Here is a 22439-nt window from a genome sequence, read left to right as displayed (position 1 = left end):
TAAATTTTCGTCTGTTACGTAAATTTATTGAATAGTCATCGATTAATTCGAGAGAGATTTTATGAGCAATCGTATTCAACAGGGAAGCTTGAACATTGATAGCACCCTCTACCAATTAGTTAATGAACAGGTGATGCCAGGCACTGGCATTAATGCTGACGACTTTTGGCAATCTTTTGAGTCCATTCTTAAAGACTTAGCGCCTAAAAACCGCGCGCTGTTAATTAAGCGTGATGATCTACAGCATCAGATTGACGCTTGGCACCAAGAGCGGACAGGGCATGCAATAGATGCAGCAGAATACAAACAGTTCCTACAAGAGATTGGTTACCTAGTACCAGAAGGCAATGACTTCCAAGTCACCACTGCCAGTGTTGAACCTGAGATTGCAACGCAAGCAGGTCCTCAGTTGGTTGTTCCTATTATGAATGCTCGCTTTGCCTTGAATGCTGCTAATGCTCGTTGGGGAAGTCTTTACGACGCGCTTTATGGAACAGACGTCATCAGTGAAAATGATGGTGCAGAGAAAGGTGGAAGCTTTAATCCGGTTCGTGGAGCAAAAGTGGTGGCTTATGCCCGAGAGTTTCTTGATGAAGCAGCACCGCTAAATGGTGTTTCTCATAAAGACGTGACTAAATACAGTATCAGCAACGTCAGTATCGGCAATACGTTAACCGCAACGTTGGAAAACGGTGAGGAAGTTACGTTGATCGACAGTGATCAGTTCATTGGATACCAAGGGGATGCAAGCGCACCATCTTGCATCTTGTTGAAGCATAATAATCTGCATATTGAGATTCAAATCGATCCGACAGCTCCTATTGGAAGTGTTGATGCTGCGGGTATTAAGGACGTGCTGGTAGAAGCGGCACTTACTACGATTATGGATTGTGAAGATTCAGTAGCTGCAGTGGATGGTGAAGACAAAGCGCTTGCCTATCGAAACTGGTTAGGGCTGATGAAAGGCGATCTACAAGAATCGCTTGAGAAAAATGGTAAAACCATTGTTCGTAGTCTTAATCCTGACCGCCATTATACTAGCGTGTCTGGCGGAGAAATTTCGCTCAAAGGCCGCAGTATGTTGTTTATACGAAATGTGGGTCATTTGATGACGAACCCGGCCATTATTGATGCGCAAGGTAATGAAGTGCCTGAAGGTATTATGGATGGCATGATTACATCGTTAATTGCAATGCATGACTTAAAAGGTAACAGCAAGTATCAAAACTCAACCGCTAACAGTATTAATATCGTTAAGCCTAAGATGCACGGCCCTGAAGAGGTAGCATTTACCAATGAGCTGTTTGGTCGTATTGAAGATGCCCTCGGTTTAGAGAGATACACCATCAAAGTTGGCATCATGGATGAAGAACGCCGTACATCGGTTAACTTGAAAGAGTGTATCCGCGCTGCGAAAGATCGTGTGGTGTTTATTAACACTGGGTTCTTAGACCGAACTGGTGATGAAATTCATACCAGTATGGAAGCTGGTCCCTTCGCTCCTAAAACACAGCTGAAGAGTATGACTTGGATTGGTGCATACGAAGATCAAAACGTCGACCTTGGTCTTGCCTGTGGGTTGCAAGGTAAAGCGCAAATTGGTAAAGGGATGTGGCCTGAGCCTGATAATATGGCCAAGATGATGGAAGCTAAAATTGGTCACCCGCTAGCTGGTGCTAATACCGCTTGGGTTCCGTCACCAACAGCAGCAACACTCCATGCGCTGCACTACCATAAAGTGAGTGTGCCTAGCCGCCAAAAAGAATTACGCGAGCGGGTTCGAGCGAATGTAGATGATATCTTGACGATTCCATTACTAGGCAATCAAAAGTTGACGGCGAAAGACATTCAAAGCGAGTTAGATAACAATACGCAAGGTATCTTAGGTTATGTTGTACGCTGGATTGACCAAGGTGTTGGTTGCTCTAAAGTACCTGATATCAATGATATTGGCCTGATGGAAGATAGAGCGACACTACGTATCTCTAGTCAACATATCGCCAACTGGCTACGTCACGGCATCTGTGATGAGGCGCAGGTTATGAAAACCATGAAGCGTATGGCGGCGGTTGTTGATGAGCAAAATGCAGGTGACCCTAACTACAAAAATATGGCGCCTGATTTTGAACGTAGCATTGCGTTTTCAGCCGCATGCCAGCTTGTATTTGAAGGCTGTGCACAACCTAATGGTTACACGGAACCTGTTCTTCATGCGATGCGTTTGAAGCTAAAAGCAACCCAACACTAAACAATCAACTATAAAAGATACACCCACAATTAAACCGAGCCCAAGGTGCCGCGCTTTATCGCGCGGTTTTTTTTATCTTGCGATAAAGGGTTTTGAACGTCGGGTGGAAAAATGACAGATAAAAAAACACCGAGAACATAGTCTCGGTGTGAAAGATAGTAATAGTAAACTCGGGAGGGCTGAGTCTCCCAATACAAAAATCTTAAGGATCGTTGGCTACATAGTGATGTAGAAACAGTTTGATCATATATTCACCACTCCTATTGGAACATTAGACTAAAGTGGTAAAGCGAATAGCAAACTTGAAAACTGATTTTTCATTTTTATTTCACAGAATTTTTTGCGTTTGATGAGATTTTTGCTACTACACACTTCAAAACCGCATAGTCGTAGTTCTGATCGAAGTGCTCATAGAGCGGCTTGAGTTTGAAATCTTGTAATGTATTTAAGCTAATTGCCGCTGTTGTGATGGTATCAAACTCTGCCTCACTAATATCGACGACCTGTTCGAGTTGGCAGGCATTGATTTCTATCGCTTTGGCTAAATGAGCCAATACCGTTGCTAGTTTTATATTCCGCTCAGTCGCAATCTGGTCAGGCGTTAATCCTTGTTGAAGTCGTGTCAGTGACTCAAGCTCAGTCTCATTTAAGATGATTTCTTGCTCTGTTTTGGGTTCGATAGCATCAATAAAGCGCTGACCATATTTACTGATTTTAGTCTCGCCAAAACCTGAGATTTGATGCAGCTCGTCAAGTTGTTGAGGTCTCTCAATCGATAGCGCTTCTAGTGTCGCGTCGCTACAAATGATATAGGCCGGAACTTGTTGCTCTGTCGCTAAGGATGAGCGCACCTGTTTTAATACATCAAACTGTTTGATGTCTCCTGTTGAAAGTCCAGTACGGCGACCTTTAGTACTAGAGCGAGCTTTTGAACTAGAACTACGAAGCTTTCGTAATTGGATGGGGGCTTCACCTTTCAAGTATGGTCGACAATGTTCGGTCAAGCGGAGACTGCCATGATCGCCGTGTACTTCCAGCAGGTTCATGGCAAGCAACTGACGAAACACGCCTTGCCACTGCTTCGCATTTAGTTCGGTGCCGATACCGAACGTAGAGACGTTATGGTGCTGGTTCTGTTCAATTCTTTGGTCTGACTTGCCAAGTAGAATATTAATTAAATAGCTAGCACCAAAGCGTTGATCGGTACGAAACACGGTAGAAAGTGCTTTTTGTGTAGCTTCTAGTCCATCCCAAGTCTCGGGTGGTGTAAGGCAGTTATCACAGTTACCGCATGGCTGTTCCAGTGATTCTCCAAAATAAGCCAAGAGTGCTTGGCGACGACAAGTGGCAAGGTCGCAGTAGCCTAGCAGTGCATTGAGTTTTTGAATGGAAGTAAATTTGAATTGCTCCGAAGCGTCGGAGTTTTGCACCATTTGGCGTTGTAATACCATGTCTTGCATTCCAAATGCCATCCAGGCATTGGCTGGCTGACCATCACGTCCGGCACGTCCTGTTTCTTGATAATAGGCTTCGATGCTCTTCGGCAGACTTAAGTGTCCAACAAAACGTACATTAGGCTTATCAATCCCCATACCAAACGCAATCGTGGCAACGATGATGATGCCATCTTCTCGTAAGAACCTTTGTTGATTCAACGCCCGCTGATCCGCAGACATACCCGCATGATAAGGGAGTGCAACCTTACCTAACTCGTTGAGCCATTGAGCTGTTTCTTCCACTTTTTTTCGAGACAGGCAATAGATAATACCTGCATCTTCTGGATGATGAGCTTGGATAAATGACCAGAGTTCTTGTTTGGCATTGCTAAGGTCTGAGACGTGATATTGAATGTTTGGTCTATCAAAACTGTGAACAAAGACCTCGGCGTTCTCCAAGGCCAGCTGCTCGATAATTTCTTGCTGTGTTCGACTATCCGCAGTCGCGGTAAGTGCTATTCGTGGAACAGAAGGAAAGCGCTGCTTTAGGACATCTAGCTTTTGGTATTCAGGACGAAAGTCGTGTCCCCATTGGCTAACGCAGTGTGCTTCATCAATGGCAAATAACGATAAATGGCACTGCTCTAGTAGACCAAGCGTTCGCTCCAGCATCAGTCGCTCTGGAGCTACATACAAAATATCGATATCGCCAGATATTAGTTGTTGTTCGACAACCTGTTGATCATAAGTCGTTAATGTTGAGTTTAAATAAGCGGCTTTCACACCTATCTGATGAAGGGCATCGACTTGGTCTTGCATCAAAGCAATGAGTGGTGACACAACAATCCCAACCCCTTGCCGCAAAATGGCCGGGATCTGATAACAGATCGATTTACCGCCCCCAGTAGGCATTAAGGTCAGTACATCGTTTCCTGATATAAGAGTGTTGATGATGGACTCTTGCTGATGACGAAACTCATCATAACCAAAAAGGGATTTGAGTAATTGTTGTGGAGTCATTGGTTTGGCTATATTCGGATAGGTCGAGACAGTTTCTCAATCGTGACGATCGTTTTCAAGCACAGTCTGTTGTCACTTGAGGTTACTCGGGTTAACTCAATGAAAGGATGCAATAAAAGTTGTAGTCGATAGTTTAGAAATCAAAAAACGGATTACGTAAGGAAGAAGGGTAAGGAGAGATAGTCGGGCTTAGCTTGGCATATAAGCCCGACTTATACGGAGCTTTGGAATACGTTAGCACTCCATTGCTAGTCACTTTTTGTTGCAAGTGACGTCTTTTTAGAACAAAGGGTAACAAAAAAGTTCCATTACCCTTGTTCAAAAAGTTGGTTTATAGACCTTTGATGTTCTCAACTTCAAGTTCGTTGAAGTAGCGAACAGTCTTCACTTTAAGCTCTTGCTGAGCTGCATCGTCAGCAACGATGATCGCTTTGCGGTGCATTTGAAGTGCTGTCACTGTCCACATGTGATTTACAGAACCTTCAACTGCCATTTGTAGAGCAAGTGCTTTGTTGTGACCTAGAGTTAGGATCATTACTTCTTCAGCATCTAGAAGAGTCGCCACACCGATAGTTAGTGCGTACTTAGGTACTTGATTGATATCGTTATCGAAGAAACGAGAGTTAGCGATACGAGTATCTTCTGTCAGAGTTTTGATACGAGTACGAGATGCTAGAGAAGAACCTGGCTCATTGAATGCGATATGACCATCAATACCCACACCACCCATGAATAGGTTGATCTTGCCGTATGAACGAATCTTTTCTTCGTACGCAGCACAGTGAGCATCGATGTCATCAGCAAGACCGTCAAGAAGGTTGATGTTCTCTTCTTGGATGTCTACATGATTGAAGAAGTTGTTGTACATGAACGAACGGTAAGATTCTGGGTGCTCAGGGTCGATACCAACGTACTCATCCATGTTGAAAGTAACAACGTTTTTGAAGCTTACTTCACCAGCGTTGTATAGTGCGATCAGCTCTTTGTATGTAGAAAGAGGTGTTCCACCAGTTGGCAAACCTAGAACAAATGGTTTTTCAGCAGTTGGTTGGAATGCATTGATACGCTCTGCGATATGGCGTGCTGCCCACTTACCTACTTGTTCTGCGTTTTGTAATGGAATAAGTCTCATGTTGATCCCCTAATAATAGAATTTAGTTTGTTCTGAAACATTAATTCGCATTATAAAATAAGTTTTTCGAGTCGGCTATTACTTTTCTGTGAATTTTGCGATTTTTCTTGATCGGGATCGCTTTTCATTAGCTTTATGTCGACAAAATCGACAAAGTGAAAGGGATGAAAGTTAAAAATTTCGATAGGTAAATAAAGTGGTTACAACACGTAAGCTAGGTCATTTTTGAGGGGAAAAGCGAAGAGGGCGCGATGCACCCTCTAGAATTTTTTAGATAGCTTGACCGTTTGCAGTAACAGCAATATCGACATTGCCTCGTAGAGCGTTTGAATATGGGCATACTTGGTGTGCAACACGAACCAGTTCAATAGCTGCAGCGTCTTCCATATCTAATGTCACATCAAGCGCAACATCTAAAACAAATCCGCCTTGTTCGTTTGCTTTTAATGCAACCGTTGCCTTTGTTGGCGCTGCTTTTAGGCCAAGCTTCTGCTGCTGAGCAACATGAAGGATTGCGTTCGAAAAACACGCTGAATAACCAGCAGCAAAAAGCTGTTCTGGGTTAGTCGCCGTTCCCGTGCCGCCGAGTGCTTTAGGATATGACAATGCAAGATCTAATAGACCGTCATCTGTAGTCACTTGACCGTTACGTCCAGCAAGAGCAGTAGCAGAAGTTGTATAAAGTGCAGACATGATTCATTCCTTATGTATTAATAATGATTGTGCATAATTAGATTGTGCACAAATCATATTGCCAAATAAGAGTGATTGCAAGTATATTGTGCGCAATATAAATAAATGGTTTGGAAAGATATGAAGTTCGACCAGCTAGAGTCATTAGATATCGATAAGCAAGTTTGCTTTGCACTTTACAGCGCTAGCAATGCGCTGACGCGTGCTTATCGACCAATTTTGGAACAGATTGACCTGACATATCTGCAATACATGACCATGCTTGTATTGTGGAAGAAAGCCCCGATGAACGTTAAAGACATTGGTGCAGACTTGAAGTTGGATTCTGGAACGCTCACTCCTTTACTCAAAAGACTTGAACAGAAAGGGCTTGTGGAGAGAAAACGCAGTGAAACCGACGAGCGTGCGAGAATGATTACTGTCACAGAACAGGGCTTTGCTCTGCGTGACAAAGCCATGTCAGTCCCAAACTCCATTGCATGTAAGGCTCAATTGGACCTGGAAGACGCGCTGACATTGAAACGAATCTGTGAGCAATTAACCAATAACCTAATGGATTAGTACTTGATGGATATCGAAGGATTATCAAAAGTAGGCTTTAAGCACCTTCTGGCGCTTCATGTCATGCTTGACACAAGCAGTGTCACCAAATCAGCAGAAGTACTGTCGGTTACGCCATCCAGTGTGAGCAAAACCATCACTCAGTTACGTGAAATATTAGACGATGAATTGTTCTACCGTGATGGTTCTCAACTCACGCCAACCCCTTATGCCGTAAAAATCGCGCCATTGATTCACTCTATGCTGGCAAGTATGAACGGTTTATTGAACCAAACACGATTTGAACCAAACTCATTTGAAGGCCGATTCAGCCTATCGATGAGAGAAAGCACTTTTGAGTTGTTCGCGCATTCCTTGGCGCGGCTGACCATAGAGTGCACGCCAAAGGCCAAACTCCAAATCATGACAAAGGCTCGATTTGGCTTCGACGCTTTGCACAGTGGCCAAGTAGATTTCATTATTCTCCCTCACGATGTGAGCCAAGCCCCAACCAATACCAAAGAGTTGATTTGGGAAGTGATTCTGGAAGATGAATTGGTTTGCCTAATGTCTTCTGACAACCCGTTAGCAGGACGTGAACTGACAATTGATGATTACCTAAATAGTCAGCATATCGGTATTTCAGATGCCGAACTTAATCGCCCTTATTTTGAGCAGACTCTACGCCAGAAATATCGCGCTAGAGATGTAAAAGTGAATGTTTCAGACTTTGGTGCGGCAGCTGTACTGTGTCATCAATCCAATTTGCTGTTTACTTGCTCTAAAAAATGGGCCGATATTGCGCTTCAAGCAAAAGGATTGGTAGCAAAACCCTTGCCTTTTGAATACGGTAAGGTGGCATACAGTTTGGTGTGGAACCGAGCTAGCATTAATGATCATGCCATCGCATGGCTATGTAATTATCTTCGAAATCTCGCTTAACCCTTAGCTGCTTGTTTATGAAAACCGTATTGGCAGTTGCATATTGATAGGTGGTGAAATAGTCTGTTATTTCATCACTAAGGAAATTCATATGTTTGCACAGTCTAACTACCTCTGGCTTCTACTCGATATACCAGTAGCTCGGTAGGTTTTTCTGTGCCTGGCTACGAGTAAAGCGTAGCCAGTCCACACCGCTTATTCTCGTAGCCTTTATTGAAAGGGAGTAAGAATGAGCAACGCGATAGAATCATCCCAAACGTCATCGAAGCCCCAATATGTTAAAGGGTTAATGTTCGCTTTATCTGGAGCGGCGCTTTTCTCACTCAAGCCGATATTGATTAAAATCGCTTTTCAATATGGTGGCGATGCTACAACCATCATGTCGTTGCGCGCATTTAGCTCGCTGCCTTTTTATTTATTGGTGCTTTGTATTCTTTGTCGCTCAGCGGAAAAGCGCCAGCACGTTAGACGTCATGGCTGGCAAGCTGCATTAGTAGGCGTTTTAGGTTACTACGTTGCCAGTTATCTAGATATAGCCGCATTGGAGTACATCAGTGCTCAACTCGAACGGTTACTTATATTCCTATTCCCCAGCTTCGTGGTGCTATTTTCTTGGGTATTTTTGGGACAAGCGCCGTCCAAGCTTGTGCTTAAAGCCGTTGGTATAGGGTATTTAGGTATTGGTTTTATTATCGCTCACGACTTACAGTCTTTTGGCGGAGAAGTATGGAAGGGGAGTGGCTTGGCTATAGCATCGGCCATCGTGTTTGCCGCTTACTTAATGTTAAGTAAAAACATCATAAGTAAGATAGGAAGCGAGCTGTTTACCAGTATTGGTATGGGTAGCGCCGGATTAGCGATCCTAGTGCATTTGTCCTTATCAGGGATTAGTCCGAGTGACTGGTCGTTTCCTCTAATTTTGCTGGGTATTATATTAGGAATCTTCTGCACAGTGCTTCCCTCTTACCTCATCGCAGCTGGAATGGCACGACTAACCGCGACCGAATTGAGTGTCACCTCAAATATAGGTCCCGGCATTACGGCATTAACGGCGGTGTTTGTTCTAGGTGAGGCATTTACTGTCTATCACGCCGTTGGGTTATGCTTAGTACTGTACTCGGTATACAGTATGAAACAGGCAAACTAAGATATCACTGTGGCTAGATTGGTTACCCAACTAGCCACATCTAGCCACATTAGACATAGCGGAGGAAAGGTTTATTTCCATGCGCTACCGAACTGAATATAGGTTGTCCACTCTTCAGGTCCTTTTGCGACGTCGATACCCATACGCAAACCAAGCTGACGGGCAAGCAAGTATCGAAAACCGGCACCTTGAGTATAATATACTTTGCTTCTAGAGATGCTTTCATCATGATTGAATGCAGTACCTGCACCAGCAAATCCAAGAATCGTCCAGCGATTATCAATGTCATAGCTCAGTTCGATTTCACCCAAGGCCGTATTGTCGCCACGATAACGCATGGCTGCTATGCCTCTCATTTCAATAAATGGTTTGGCGTACACTTCTGCTCGTGGGTCAACGTTGTCCGAAATAGATTTTACATCTGCGCGCAGGCCTAGCCCCCATTGTGATGAAAGTCTCGAGTAGTTGAGGAAATAAGCATTGTATTTTTGGTAGTCAAATTGACCCCCGAAGGCTTTTCTATGGTAATCCAGTTTGATACCCGCTTTAGTCCCTTCTCTTGGGGAAAACTGGTTGTTGCGACTATCGTACATCGCTCGAATGCCCACTCGTCCATCTCTAGAGTTTAATGCTAGCTCATTCAATTGGTCGAAGGTCGATGTCGAAGACATATAGCTGTAAGCGCCACCAAGGAAGAAGTTTGACTCTCCTAATCGAAAATCAATCTCCTGAAAGAAATACAATCCTTTTAAACTTAGATCGAGAGGGGTATCTTGTTCGTACATTTTCAAGTTGAACTGTGCGCCAAACAAACCGCCAAGATAACGGATTTTGTCGTTACGCCAGTTGCCAGAATGAAAACCACCATAAAGATGGGAGCCGTTGCTTGTTCCAAGCGCCATCAACCCGGAAGCACTGGCTGGAATATCTTCAACTTTTTCACCGGCCAAGCGTTTCGCTTTACGTTCGTCTGATTCGTGGAAGAAAAGCAACGCTGCACCACCACCGACGCCAACTGCTGGGTCAGTGACTGTAAGGGGAACTGGCAAAAAGCCAGCGGCGTTATCCAAGATAAATTGGCTGCCATCCAGTCTGCCGTCCGTAGGGTCGATAAAACTGTCCATCATTCCCGCACTGGTGTTTTTTGAAATGAAAACAAGTGGTAGTGACAGTAAAGCGAATAGGTAGGTTCTATTAGGTATTTGCATGCTTTGCTACTTAGTTAGGCCTATTAGGTGAAAGTTGACTCCCTATTTTTCCTTTATTCTATAAAGGATTCTGGTCTTCCTAAGTCAGATTTGTGTAGTTTAACGATGAATGAGTAAATACTCCAACTGCCATCTATTCGAATGCTTTATGAGTCTTAGTTGGACATTAGAAGGTTTACTCTAGTGGCCTTGAGACTGTGCTCTAATTGAATCAATAAATTCTGGTGGGCTGAGTAGAGCAAGAAAGGAAGCAAAAGATACAAAGTAGTGATAATTATCACAGCAAACAGTGCATAAAAAGTGAATCAGACATCGAAAAATCCTATATAAAATAGGCTCAAAATGCGGTAATGTCCGCGTGTTATTCCTAACAAATAAAAAGCGTCCAATGATTAATAAGTTCTTAAGCTTGTCCGACACAGCGAAGGGGATTAGCGCGTCGATTTTAGCCTCATGCTTGTTTGGCTTATTGCCTCTTTATGTTCAATTTCAGCCCGAGTTAGAAGCATTTAATGTTGCGGGAGGCGAAGGGCATTGGATCGCGGCACAGCGTATTATCTGGAGCGTGCTTGTTGTGCTCTTGTTTCTTACACTGAGCCGAAGAATTGGTATGCTTTTTAGCGCGCTAAAGCAAGTCAACCGCTGGCATCGGTATTTGTTCTCTGCGTTACTCGTTGGACCGCAATACTGGATTTTTGTTTGGGCACCTCTATATGGGGAGACCTTGTCAGTCGCCTTAGGCTACTTCTCTCTACCTTTAGTGCTGGTGGTGGTTGGGCGATTTGTTTATGGCGATAGACTGACACCGCTACAAACTCTGGCTTGCTGTGTGGCTGGTGCCGGGGTGATATACGCTTATATGATGGCTGAAGGGTTATCGTGGATAGTGCTTTTGATTGCGCTTGGCTATCCAGTTTATTTCGTTCATAGGAGGACTTTGGGTGTCAAAAGCGATGTTGGTTTTGCGCTCGATAATTTATTCCTGTTGCCATTTGCGTTAGGGGCCACACTCTATCTTCAACCGTGGAGTTATATCCAGCAATTGGATGCATCGGTTTGGATTTACTATGTTGGCTTGGCGGTAGCTGGCTCAGTTCCTATGTTGCTCTTTTTGTTTGCGTCACAGTCTTTATCTATGTCGCTCTTTGGCTTGTTAGGGTATGTTGAACCTGTTTTAGTATTCTGTGTAGGACTACTGTTAGGGGAGCGTGTGGCTGCGAGTGATATGCCGACGTATTTATTGGTGATGGTTGCTTTACTAATATTAGCCATAGATGGATTAAAACGCGCCCGTTCTCACGGCGCCGTGAAATAATCAGTTTACCAAGTATTAGCATAGAGAATTGATGATGTTAGAAAAGATTTGGTCAGAATATCAATCAGGCTTGCGAAACTTCTTGAGAAGTAAGATTTCCAACGAATCGGATGCGGAAGATGTGCTGCAGGAAATTTTGATAAAAACGTATCAGAATCTCGATAAGCTACAGAACCCAGACAGCATCAAATCTTGGCTATTCCAAATCGCTAATCGTTCCGTAATCGATTTCTATCGAGCAAATGGTAAAGCCTCTTTGGCAGAGGGAGAAACCTTGTGGCACGAAAGCTCAGAAGAAGATGCCAAGCAACAACTCGCGAGTTGTATTCAGCCATTGATGAGCTCATTGTCTGATTCTTCGGCCGAGCTTTTACAGTCGATAGATATTGAGGGTAAGTCGCAGAAAGAAGTCGCTGAGGAACTAGGTGTTAGTTACTCAACACTGAAGTCGCGAGTGCAAAAAAGTCGCACAGAATTGAAAACTGTGTATGAGCAATGCTGCCGTTTCTCCTTTGACTCGCAAGGCGCTGTCATGGATTACGAAGCGAAACAATCGAAATGTAATAAGTGTTAGGTATTCAGTCTCAATTGAATTCAGTGCAGTGCCGATTGCGTGGCACTGCACCCTACTTTATTCGCGAGATATTACATTACCGAGCTAAAACTTCCCAAGGGCACTTCTAAAGTGTTTTCACCCACTCTAATCGGGCTTCCAATCATTTCGTCATACGCATTATCTTGTCTTAGAACCACTTCTTTTGCCTCAATGTTGTGGCACAATCTGCGCATATCAACGATATTGTGGCTGCGTATCAGTCGCCCATTTTCTTCAGTAATGTAGTGTTCGTCACCATCAATAATCACCGATGCTTGATATAGCGACATTTCAAGTGAGTGTATGACCAACTTATCAAACTGAGCAAACTGTTCCAAAGCGCTTAATTTTGTGTTCATGCTAACTCCTCCTTGCTAGACAAATCTCATACGATGCTAGTTGGTAAATTGTTCAAATAATGGTCTAGTAGGCTTTGGGTACATCAGGTTGAGAAGGTGTTTGTTAGTGATTTTTAATTTGGTTTACAATGTAAATGCAAGGCGTAGCAGGGATGCTATGCCTTGTATCTATGGTTTGTGACTACTTCAATTCTCCTACCATGCCGCTTGGAATATTTCCGCGATTTCTTGTTTAGTCGCCTGACGAGGATTGGTTAAACAGCAAACATCATTCAGTGTACTTTCTGATAGTTTATCAATATCACCTTGGTTAACGCCTAGTTCTGCTAACGTCGCAGGAATGTTAACCTTTCTTGCAAGCTCATCCATCGCTTCAATTGCCAGCTCAGCTGCCTCCTCTGTCGTTAATCCATGAACCTCTTTGCCCATTGCTTGCGCAATATCGACGAATTTTTCAGGGTTAGCCGTGAGATTAAAACGTTGAACATGAGGAAGGAGTACGGCATTACAAATACCATGTGGAAGGTGATAAGTTGCCCCTAACTGATGAGCCATCGCATGTACGTAGCCAAGAAGCGCGTTGTTAAATGCGATACCTGCCATAAACTGAGCGTAAGCCATCAGCTCCCGAGCTTTGAGGTTACTTCCGTTGCTGACACACGTTGGCAAATGTTTGTTAATCAGCTCAATTGCTTTTAATGCAACCGTGTCTGTGATCGGGTTCGCGGCAACTGAGACGTAAGCTTCAATAGCGTGAGTAAGTGCATCCATGCCTGTTGCAGCGCTCAGTGAGCTCGGCATGGCAAGCATTAACTCAGGGTCGTTGACCGAAATCAATGGGGTTACCTTTTGATCAACGATCGCCATTTTGATTTGTCTGCTTTCATCCGTGATGACACTAAACATCGTCATCTCAGAAGCGGTACCAGCTGTGGTATTAATCGCAACTAAGGGGAAGGGTGATTTGCGTGCTTTGTTAATTCCCTCATAGTCGGTGATTTTGCCACCATTAGTTGCGACCAAGGCGATACCTTTCGCACAATCATGAGGTGAGCCACCACCAACAGAAATAATAAGATCACAATCATTGTCTACTAACGTAACTAGACCTTGTTCTACATTGTCGATGGTAGGGTTAGGCTGTGTTCCATCGTAAATGGTAAAAGATATGCCTTTGGCGGCGAGTTGATCAGTAATCGTTGCCACTAGGCCAATTTGAGTTAAAACGGTATCCGTCACTATCAGTGCTTTATTGAAGCCTTGCTGGTGAATGGTATCAACGGCTTGAGACAAACAACCGCTGCCTAACAAATTGGTAGAGGGAAGGATAATAGAACTGCTCATTTGGATGCTCCTTGCTATTCGACCTGATGTATATGATGGCGAGAAGCTAACATGGGTAAGAGTAAGTTCTTATGATGTAAATCAATGGGTTAGTATGAAGTAAAATTAGTGCGAATAATGTACTAAACCTTTTAAAACAATTGGTTAAGACTTTTTGGTGAAGTGATTTATCGCTATTTGTGGTAATGAGCACCTTGAGCTATTAACAATACAGATGGTTAGATGTGACCAAGTTCACCAAGTGTTACTTTAGATAAGGCTCTATCAGCTTCAAGAGTGTGAGCAACTAACTTTCGTGCATCATCAAGTTCAAAGCCCTGATCTAATGATCGGTCCGCTTCTTTAGTGACCATTTTTAGGAGCTCAATAGAGGAAGAAATATCGTCAATTGACCCTTTTAGCTCGCTCAGTATCTGAAGACTAAAAAGCTGCTCAGTGAGCTTTTTAATCGCAGATTCGAGATCATAGGCGTCCTCTCTCAAATACATCGTAGTTTTGTATTTTTCCAGTCGCCGAAGTGTGTCGATTAAGCACTCTTGAAGAGTTAACTGATCCATAGTCATTCCTCAATCAGGGTCGTATTCTCCTAGCTTGGGATATAATTACCTAATATCGAACTTTATAAGTACTTTTGTGACCAGTTTCCGATTTTCTAAGGTATCAAGCCTTTCATTTTGGTCAGTCCCCATGCGCCCGTGGTAACGATATCCTGGATCTTTCCTTCGATGATCATGGTTTCAAACTCTTTGATCGTGAAGGCTTGAGTGATGAGATCTTCTTCTTCACTATCAAGGCATTGTTGCTTTTGAGTCAGTTCAGTGGCGAAGTAAATGTGGCAAGTTTGATTGAGGAAACCGTACGCGATGAGTTGCTTGCCTACATATGTCATATTTTGAGCTTCAAGTCCGGTTTCTTCTAATAACTCACCCTTGGCGAGATCCAGATGATCGGCGTCGGGATTAGACTCCCAGGCCCCCTGAGGAAGCTCCCAAAAGCGATCGCCCACCGAATATCGGAACTGTTGAACTAAGTGAATGTTCTGACCGTCAAGAGCAATAATAACCGCGCAATCTGGTTTATCTACTACGCCATAGATTCCTTCTTTGCCACTGGGTCGCTCTATTCTATCTTCGCGAACGGTCATCCAATTGTTCTTATAAACGACTTTTGAATCTAGCGTTTTTATGGTCATGCAATTCCGGCCTTTAAATTGTTCTAGGAGAGATAAATCACATTACCTCTATCTCTTACAATTTCAATAAGAAAAAACGAGAATTCAAAGAATTAGATCCTATTCTTATAGAAAATCATACTGTTAATGGATGACCAAATGAAACAGTGGCTGATAGTATTTTTGAGTTATTGTGTCGTCATGACTTCTTGGGCAGAGAGTGCTTTTCCATTAGCCCCCCCGGATACCAGTACGCCAAAAGCAACTTATGAAAGCTATCTTAAGCGAGTGACTGAGGCGAATTTGGCTCTGGGAGAAGTATATGGCGATATTGCTAATGTAAGTGTGGAGCAAAAGCAGAATATCTTCGCGCTGTTCGATAAAGCCTCACAAACTTTCGATCTTTCTGCCATTTCCGATCTCAATCGTCATAGAGTTGCGATGGAATCGGTAATGTTAATGAAAGAGGTTCTGGATCGTATCCCAAGCTTTGACCCGGCAATGATACCCGATTCTAAAGACGTTCAAAGTTGGACGATTCCGAACACCAATATACAAATAGTAAAACAAGAGTCTGGTAATTATCTGTTCGCAAGACAGACGGTAGCGAATCTTCATTATTATTACTCGTTAGTGAAACACTTACCTTCGAAGTTGGAATCCACGCCTGATTATTATCAATATTATTCATTGAGTGCAGGACGATTGATTCCGCCAACGTGGTTTTCACTCATTGACTCGTTACCTCCCTCGATGATGTCTGAGATCGCCGATCAAGCTGTATGGCAATGGGTTGCGTTCCTATTATTAACCGCTCTTCTTACAGGTTACGCGTATTTGGTCTATCGACAGGTGCACCATGCGCTGTTGAAGCCCTCTTTGATGGCACTAGGATTGTTTGGCTATACATGGATTGCTGATTATCAGCTCAATCTAACTGGTGGTCTGATGAACCTTCTTAATGTGGCAGGGGAGTTATTGTTCTGGCCTTTGATTGCACAAGTCGCATACATCGTCGCATCTTCAAGTTGTAAAGTGTTATTCGCAGGCAATGGCCAGGTTAGCGGCTTGAAAAAGAGTTTGAGTCAAATCACGGGAACCATTGTTGGGACCTTATGTGGGGTGGCCATTCTTGGGTTCGGTTTACATCGCTTGGGTGTTCCAGTTTATGGGATTGTTACCGGGCTAAGTCTAGGTGGTATGGCAATTGCTCTGGCGATAAAACCTACAATGGAAAACCTGATAGGCGGGGTCATTCTATTTATGGACAAGTCTTTGTCTGTTGGCGACTTTTGTAAAGTAGGTAGTGTTTCTGGAGTAGTTGAGCAAATTGGTGTTCGTTCTACATTGATTCGCGCTAAAGACCGAACGCAAGTCACTATCGCTAACGGCGATCTAGTGAAAATGCAAATCATCAATTTCAGCCGCAGGGACCGTTATCCACTTTTGGTGACTCTCAATCTTCGCTATGAAACTCCAATGGAAACGATGGTGAGCTTGACCCGCGATATTCGTTCAATGTTGGAAGCGCATGAGTTGATTTTGGCATCACCACTCAGAGTACACTTTTCTTCGTTCAGCGATTACAGTCTGGATATTGATGTATTCGCCCACATTGATACCCAAGAGCGGGAAGCGTTTTTGACCATCCAGCAAGAGTTATTGATGAAGATAAATCAGATAGTCGCTGAGCATGAAGCCAAATTTGCCTTACCATCGAATACCACGTATCTAAAGTCCGACTTCCAGTTTAACAATCCCGATCAGCTCAAAGTCGCGGGCGATAGAGACTGAATTCTTCGCAGATTATTCAATAGGGGCGATTCTCCGTCCCTTGCTTACATAATTTGTCCTTCAAATTGTTAATCAGCGCTAGCACCCTAGCGCTGATTTTGTTACAACAGTGCCAGAAAATTACCAACCTTAATTGATACAAAAAGGACATGAACGTGGCACAACCTATTCAGTTTGAAAAGTTCGTCGATCTAGATTTTGATTTGGCGGAATGTCCACGCTGGGACTGGCGTAATGAGTCTTGGATGTGGGTCAACATCTGTGACGGAGAGCTCTGGCGTCAAAAAGATGGTGTGAACGAAAAACTTGAGTTTGGCGAACCTATTGGTTGTTTCGCTATGCATGGTGAGCAAGGGTTCATCGTAGCGCTTAAGTCAGGTATGTATCACATTAGCAATTGGGGTGCAGAAAAAACGTCTTTGGCACCGTTAGTCTCTGAGTTTCCTCGCATGCGTTACAACGATGGTCGCACTGCACCTGGCGGACGCTTTATAGCAGGTACGCGCAATGGCGCCAAGGTTGGTGACCAAGGGCAATTCCATCAGTTACATCTTGATGGCACGATTGAAGCGCTACCAATGTTCGCTTGGACATGTAATGGCCTAGCGTTTTCACCAGATGGTCAATGGTTGTACTGGGCAGATACAGGTTCAAGTAAAGTGTATAAACACAGCTACAACGCTGAAACAGGTCAATATGGTGAGCAACTAGTGCACTGTGACCTTACTGAACACAATGGTCGTCCTGATGGTGCAAGTGTAGATGCTGAAGGGAACTACTGGGTAGCTATGTATGCAGGTCAATCCGTGGTTAAAATCTCACCTGATGGCGACGTTATTGACGTGATTGCTGTGCCATCAGAAAACCCTACAATGGTTGGTTTTGGTGGTGAAGAGTTAACGGATCTTATTGTGACTTCAGCAGAAGGCAGTAATGAGAAAGGCAAGCTTCTGATTGCTAAAAACGTAGCACAAGGTTTAAAAGAAACACTAGCAGCCGTGGTGGTATAAGCTCGCTACGGCGCCTACCGAATGTAGTCATAGCGGTGCATCTGAGTGCACCGCTGTTAACAACTCATCGACATCTGCTGTTGGCGATACGCTGCTCGGTTCATGTCACTTAAGTCATCTTCTGTAATATACTTTTTGGCGACCACGTTGCCAGACACCACCAGGTGAGAAATGTAATCTCGGCAACTCGTTGTGGGCATATTGCTCCACATAAAGTCTGCTTTGGTGGTATCGCTAAAGCCGATATTGAGCACGATAAACCGCTGCTTATTCCTCATATCGTATACGTTGATCTCACACTGTTGCATACTGCACCCCCTTGTTTTGCCCACCGCTATTCAAGGCTAACCTACTATTCTCAGTAAGGAATGCTTTTGAACATCGTGTTATTCAAAATCTCATCATTGCAACATATTCTAAATTTTGTTTAACAGTTAAGTTACACGCTACGCGTACGGTAAACTTTGAAGCAGTTCAAAGAGTTAATTTTCGAAAGGTTGGGATTCGTATTTCTGGAAGGTTGATCAAAAAAATCTACCACTAATGTAATGATTTTGTTAATAAAAAAAGAGTGCAGAGTGCACCCTTGTCAATTTAGAGCTGAGTTACTTTAGAATGAGGCGGGCGTTATGTGGTTGTATAGGACGTGCATTATTCCCCATGGTATCAGATAAGTTATCCAGAGGTGCTTGTTCAATAAATTGTGGGTCAGTTAAGACAATCCAACGCACTCCTTCGCTACATGGTGGGGTGGTTAGTGAACCGTTGTAACGATAATAGCTATGAACTCTAGGAAGCAGGGATTTAAGTTTTACATCGGATTCCACTTTTATCGACTGGCTATTTGCTGGCAGTGTATTCAGAAGAGCCGATAGGGCGGAGTCTTCTCGTTTTCCTATGTCGTACATAACGGCAACAACCGCGAGTTCACCATTGTCATTGGCGTGGACGAAATGCGCTTCAAGTGGGGCGTGTTTACCGTTAATGGTATTCTCAGACGGCGTATGAAAGTGGAACTGTTTTAACGTGAACGTTTGTTCGTCCAGTTTCAAGGTGTTGCTACCAGTGACATTGATTTGAATGGTATGCCCATTATTAACAACGTTGCCAATGCTACCTGAATAGTCAAACTCAAGTGGCGTCATCTCTGCTGCGGTAAGCGATTGTGTTTCTATATCGATGGGGCTTTGATTTTTACCTTGGCTGCATGTGCTACTGAATGAGCCCCAGTGTGCGGGGCCGTTATCCGCGCTGTATCCCCAACTTTGCGCGACTACCGCTTGAGAGAATGGCAGTAGTGACGTGAGAGTTAGAGCGAGTGTTATCTTATTTTTCATCTGATGATTATCCTTGTCTGACGTAGAGAGTGTGAATACTCTGGCGCTAGAATAATGGATAATTTCAAAATGAAATTATTTGCATATTTAGTTTGCGATTCTGCTCCAATCTTAACCAAAAAGACTATGTCTTGAGCTGTCGAAATGTAAGTAAAATCATCAAACCAGCAAGCAAGATGCTAAACCCTATTGGAGCAACGTCTAAGTAGGCGCTCAATGACATGATAAGGCCTGCCAATCCAAACCCAATAGTGTGTCCTGTTGCAATAAGCCCACTGATCTGTCCCTGATTTTCACTATGATGTTGCATTGCTTTTGCTGTGTAGGCTGGAGCCATTACAGCATTACCTGAAGAAAGAACGATGATAGCAATTAGGTACGTGGTAATGCTAGGTACCAGAAACAGTCCGTAGCCAATGAGTGTGAGAGTGGCACCCAGAGTCAGCATCTGATTGACTGAGAACAGCTTTTTCTTTACTACAAATAGCTGCGTCAATAACGTTGCCACTGCACTGGTTGTCAGCAAATAGCCAACCCAATCTGACCATTGTTCGGGTGTTAATTCAGGTATGCTTTGCAGCAACGGCGTCAACGAGTAATGCAGTACGCCAACGGCTGCACAGAGACAAAGCCCAATGGTGATATAACTTTTAATACTACCGAGAAGCGCACGACTTTTTATCTTCTTGGGGCTTACTGTCGATGGTATGGAAGGTTGCAATAGACACAGTGTCACCAGAAATAACGCGGAGGAACCGACGAAAGCGAAAGGAAGTAGCGGATTTAACTTAACTAAGGCAACGGATAGCAATGGCCCACCAATTCGGCCAACGCTAAGTGCGGCGCTGACAGAGGTAATTGCGTTCAAGCGATTTTCTTTCCCAACAGTTTGTATTGCCCAGTGTTGACTGGCTGGCACTAATCCCGACACTGTCAAACCATAGATTATTCTCAATGTGCCCAATAACAAAATACTTGTCGCCGTTGAAATCCAACTCTGTTCTAGGGCATGGATGATCAGGGCAAAACCGATAAAGGTAACAGCAAGACCTAGCAATCCGATAGAGACCACTTTCCTAGGTCCGGATTTATCGCTCTGCTTTCCCCAGAATGGAGCGCTAGGTAGAAATAGAACACTTCCAATGGCAATTAGTATCGACCATGTGCCTAAGTCAATATCTGTAGTCATTACTAGTATCGGTAGGGAGACAAGTAGCGCATTTTGTCCGAAACCGATCAGTGAAGCGAATGTGCCAATTAGCCATAGAGTGCGGGTCGGACGTTGTTGCGCTTGAATGGTACGAGTATCGAGCATAGCAATGAGATTTTATAGAGTGGTGACAGAACACTCTAAAGTAATTACAATGCGCATACAAATCTTTCTCATTTGCAATTATATTAATTGCTTTAATAATAAGATGCTCAATTTATTATGTTTTCATTAAAGCAAGCAAGCTTCCAAATAGGCTCACTTGAAATCTTAGTCCCTTTTGATTTGGACTTTGTCGCAGGGGAAGTCACATCACTGTTAGGTCACAATGGTAGTGGCAAATCAAGCTTGATTAAAATGCTTAGCCGCCAGAATCAAACTGCATCAGGAAAGGTGACCTTAGAAGGCAAAATCATTGATGATTACTCACCAAAAGAGTTTGCTAAGAAAGTGGCTTACCTTCCTCAACATCCACCTATCACCGATGGTGTGACAGTTCGTGAACTAGTGATGTTTGGCCGTTATCCGTGGAAAGGAGTGTTAGGCCGATATACCGCTGAAGATTATCAGCTTGTCGAAGATGCAATTAAACGTGTTGGCTTGGAACCATTCGCTGAGCGTTTTGTGAGTACGTTATCCGGAGGTGAGAGGCAGCGTGCTTGGGTTGCTATGCTATTGGCTCAACAAAGCGAATGTATCTTGCTTGATGAACCAACTTCCGCACTCGATGTTACCCATCAATATGAGTTACTGAAACTGATTCGAGAATTAAACCAGAGCCTAGGTTTGACGGTGATTATGGTAATCCATGACGTCAATATGGCTGCGAGGTTTAGTGATCGTCTGGTGGCTCTTAAACGAGGACGAATTGTTGTTGATGGCTCGCCAGAAGCGGTGATGAATGAAACGTCACTATCAGAAATCTACGGGATGCCTCTCTCTACCTTTACTGATCCACAAACTCAGAACGTCATCAGCTACGTTCGTTAATCCAATCAAGGAAAGCTCACAGTGTTAAACCGAACTCAATCAAAATTCATCATTACTACGCTCATGGCATTTATGCTGAGTGTGGTGTCAACGTTGTCTATGGCAAAAACAGTTCAGCATGAATTGGGAACCGTGACATTCGAGCAAACTCCGAAGCGTGTCGTGGTGCTAGATTGGGCATTAGCTGAGTCGGTGCTAGCGCTTGGTGTGCAGCCGATTGCTGCGGCTGATGTCAAAGGCTATCAAGATTGGGTAGGGTCGCCGGCATTACCCTCAGACACGATCGATGTTGGTTCACGCCGTGAACCAAACTTAGAACTTATCGCTAGCTTAAAACCTGACCTTATTCTGATGAGCGGTCATTTAGCGCCTGCTTATGAAAAACTGAATGCTATTGCTCCAACCATTGCGATGAGTATATACAACGACAAGCAACAACCTTACGAGAATGCTAAATCATTAGTGACTATGTTGGGAGAGGTATTTAATAAACAAGAACAAGCCAAGTCGGTGATTGCACAGACAGAGAAAAAGCTGGCAGATAATGGCGCTAAGGTCGCGCAGTTGAACAACGGTAAACCATTCCTAATGGTGCGCTTTATTGGCGATAAACATGTTCGAGTCCACAGTACAGGTTCTCTGATGAATGACACTATCTCGGCTATGTCGCTTAAAAATAGCTGGAATGGTCCAACTAACAGTTGGGGGTTTTCTTCTGCAAGTGTTGAACAGCTTGCCAAGTATCAAGACAGTAACGTACTTATTTTTGGTCCGCTTACCCAGCAAGAGCAAACGCAACTTAACGCGTCTCCATTGTGGGGAGCCATGGCATTTTCACGAGAACATCGCGTGAAGATTATTCCTAAAGTTTGGACATTTGGCAGTTTGATAGCGATGCAGAGACTCAGTGATGAAGTCGTCAATCAAGTATCAACACTTGGTCATTAA

General features: G+C 43.7%; 21 protein-coding genes. 10 read left to right on the top strand and 11 right to left on the bottom strand.

The window, feature by feature from the left end; all coding sequences use genetic code 11:
* Window positions 1-61: 61 nt before the first annotated feature.
* Window positions 62-2248: a malate synthase G gene (locus tag HOP38_RS24380; RefSeq protein ID WP_198559210.1), complete on the top strand. Its 2187-nt coding sequence runs from the start codon at window positions 62-64 to the stop codon at window positions 2246-2248.
* A gap of 323 nt (window positions 2249-2571) precedes the next feature.
* Here HOP38_RS24380 and recQ read toward each other — a convergent pair whose 3' ends face one another.
* The 3 genes from recQ to ohr all read right to left on the bottom strand — a co-directional run bounded on the left by recQ (window position 2572) and on the right by ohr (window position 6529).
* Window positions 2572-4704: a DNA helicase RecQ gene (recQ, locus tag HOP38_RS24375; protein WP_198559209.1), complete on the bottom strand. Its 2133-nt coding sequence runs from the start codon at window positions 4702-4704 to the stop codon at window positions 2572-2574.
* Window positions 4705-5035: 331 nt separating this feature from the next.
* Window positions 5036-5836, bottom strand: coding sequence for a glucosamine-6-phosphate deaminase (gene nagB / locus HOP38_RS24370; protein ID WP_031493925.1), 801 nt, complete (start codon window positions 5834-5836; stop codon window positions 5036-5038).
* Between the two features lie 270 nt (window positions 5837-6106).
* Complete coding sequence (ohr, locus tag HOP38_RS24365) at window positions 6107-6529, bottom strand: organic hydroperoxide reductase Ohr (RefSeq protein WP_198559208.1); 423 nt, start codon at window positions 6527-6529, stop codon at window positions 6107-6109.
* A gap of 105 nt (window positions 6530-6634) precedes the next feature.
* Here ohr and ohrR point away from each other — a divergent pair, with 105 nt between their 5' ends.
* From ohrR to HOP38_RS24350, 3 genes are all read left to right on the top strand, one after another.
* The gene (gene ohrR / locus HOP38_RS24360; protein ID WP_031493923.1) at window positions 6635-7090 is read left to right on the top strand and encodes a transcriptional regulator OhrR; all 456 of its coding nucleotides are present in this window, start codon (window positions 6635-6637) and stop codon (window positions 7088-7090) included.
* A 6-nt stretch (window positions 7091-7096) separates the two neighbouring features.
* Window positions 7097-8011: a LysR family transcriptional regulator gene (locus tag HOP38_RS24355; RefSeq protein ID WP_006070360.1), complete on the top strand. Its 915-nt coding sequence runs from the start codon at window positions 7097-7099 to the stop codon at window positions 8009-8011.
* A 229-nt stretch (window positions 8012-8240) separates the two neighbouring features.
* Complete coding sequence (locus HOP38_RS24350) at window positions 8241-9158, top strand: DMT family transporter (protein WP_198559207.1); 918 nt, start codon at window positions 8241-8243, stop codon at window positions 9156-9158.
* 71 nt (window positions 9159-9229) lie between these two features.
* Here the strand turns inward: HOP38_RS24350 and HOP38_RS24345 are convergent, their stop codons facing one another.
* Window positions 9230-10366 (bottom strand): BamA/TamA family outer membrane protein, encoded by a 1137-nt coding sequence (locus HOP38_RS24345; protein ID WP_198559206.1) that lies wholly within the window; start codon window positions 10364-10366, stop codon window positions 9230-9232.
* 388 nt (window positions 10367-10754) lie between these two features.
* On the opposite strand from HOP38_RS24345, the gene rarD reads away from it, so the two are divergent.
* Together rarD and sigZ are read left to right on the top strand one after the other, a co-directional pair.
* Window positions 10755-11681, top strand: a complete 927-nt coding sequence (gene rarD / locus HOP38_RS24340) for an EamA family transporter RarD (protein WP_006070363.1) — start codon at window positions 10755-10757, stop codon at window positions 11679-11681.
* Window positions 11682-11715: 34 nt separating this feature from the next.
* On the top strand, window positions 11716-12255 hold the full coding sequence (gene sigZ, locus HOP38_RS24335) for an RNA polymerase sigma factor SigZ (protein ID WP_198559383.1): 540 nt from the start codon (window positions 11716-11718) through the stop codon (window positions 12253-12255).
* A 71-nt stretch (window positions 12256-12326) separates the two neighbouring features.
* Here the strand turns inward: sigZ and HOP38_RS24330 are convergent, their stop codons facing one another.
* The 4 genes from HOP38_RS24330 to HOP38_RS24315 form a co-directional block, all read right to left on the bottom strand.
* Window positions 12327-12635 carry a DUF6482 family protein gene (locus tag HOP38_RS24330; protein ID WP_006070365.1) on the bottom strand — a complete coding sequence of 103 codons (309 nt, stop codon included), beginning with the start codon at window positions 12633-12635 and terminating at the stop codon, window positions 12327-12329.
* A 195-nt stretch (window positions 12636-12830) separates the two neighbouring features.
* Window positions 12831-13979, bottom strand: a complete 1149-nt coding sequence (locus tag HOP38_RS24325; protein WP_198559205.1) for an iron-containing alcohol dehydrogenase — start codon at window positions 13977-13979, stop codon at window positions 12831-12833.
* 218 nt (window positions 13980-14197) lie between these two features.
* The gene (locus HOP38_RS24320; RefSeq protein ID WP_198559204.1) at window positions 14198-14536 is read right to left on the bottom strand and encodes a hypothetical protein; all 339 of its coding nucleotides are present in this window, start codon (window positions 14534-14536) and stop codon (window positions 14198-14200) included.
* Window positions 14537-14631: 95 nt separating this feature from the next.
* Window positions 14632-15171 (bottom strand): NUDIX domain-containing protein, encoded by a 540-nt coding sequence (locus tag HOP38_RS24315; RefSeq protein ID WP_198559203.1) that lies wholly within the window; start codon window positions 15169-15171, stop codon window positions 14632-14634.
* A 138-nt stretch (window positions 15172-15309) separates the two neighbouring features.
* Between HOP38_RS24315 and HOP38_RS24310 the strand changes: the two genes are divergently transcribed.
* Together HOP38_RS24310 and HOP38_RS24305 are read left to right on the top strand one after the other, a co-directional pair.
* Entirely contained in the window at window positions 15310-16944 is a 1635-nt protein-coding gene (locus HOP38_RS24310; protein ID WP_242456579.1) for a mechanosensitive ion channel family protein, read from the top strand.
* A gap of 155 nt (window positions 16945-17099) precedes the next feature.
* Window positions 17100-17954: an SMP-30/gluconolactonase/LRE family protein gene (locus HOP38_RS24305; protein WP_081836327.1), complete on the top strand. Its 855-nt coding sequence runs from the start codon at window positions 17100-17102 to the stop codon at window positions 17952-17954.
* A 56-nt stretch (window positions 17955-18010) separates the two neighbouring features.
* Here the strand turns inward: HOP38_RS24305 and HOP38_RS24300 are convergent, their stop codons facing one another.
* The 3 genes from HOP38_RS24300 to HOP38_RS24290 form a co-directional block, all read right to left on the bottom strand.
* The gene (locus tag HOP38_RS24300) at window positions 18011-18262 is read right to left on the bottom strand and encodes a hypothetical protein (RefSeq protein WP_006070371.1); all 252 of its coding nucleotides are present in this window, start codon (window positions 18260-18262) and stop codon (window positions 18011-18013) included.
* A gap of 297 nt (window positions 18263-18559) precedes the next feature.
* Window positions 18560-19291, bottom strand: coding sequence for a carbonic anhydrase (locus HOP38_RS24295; RefSeq protein ID WP_198559201.1), 732 nt, complete (start codon window positions 19289-19291; stop codon window positions 18560-18562).
* Window positions 19292-19415: 124 nt separating this feature from the next.
* Window positions 19416-20606, bottom strand: coding sequence for an MFS transporter (locus tag HOP38_RS24290; protein WP_198559200.1), 1191 nt, complete (start codon window positions 20604-20606; stop codon window positions 19416-19418).
* A 117-nt stretch (window positions 20607-20723) separates the two neighbouring features.
* On the opposite strand from HOP38_RS24290, the gene HOP38_RS24285 reads away from it, so the two are divergent.
* A complete protein-coding gene (locus HOP38_RS24285) occupies window positions 20724-21491 on the top strand; it encodes an ABC transporter ATP-binding protein (protein WP_198559199.1) in 768 nt (255 codons plus the stop codon).
* A gap of 21 nt (window positions 21492-21512) precedes the next feature.
* A complete protein-coding gene (locus HOP38_RS24280) occupies window positions 21513-22439 on the top strand; it encodes an ABC transporter substrate-binding protein (RefSeq protein WP_099046304.1) in 927 nt (308 codons plus the stop codon).

This window comes from Vibrio mediterranei (assembly GCF_013364395.1).
GTDB classification, from domain to species: Bacteria; Pseudomonadota; Gammaproteobacteria; order Enterobacterales; family Vibrionaceae; genus Vibrio; species Vibrio mediterranei.
Note: the sequence above shows the minus strand (reverse complement) of the source record. Positions and strands in the feature narration are given on the sequence as shown.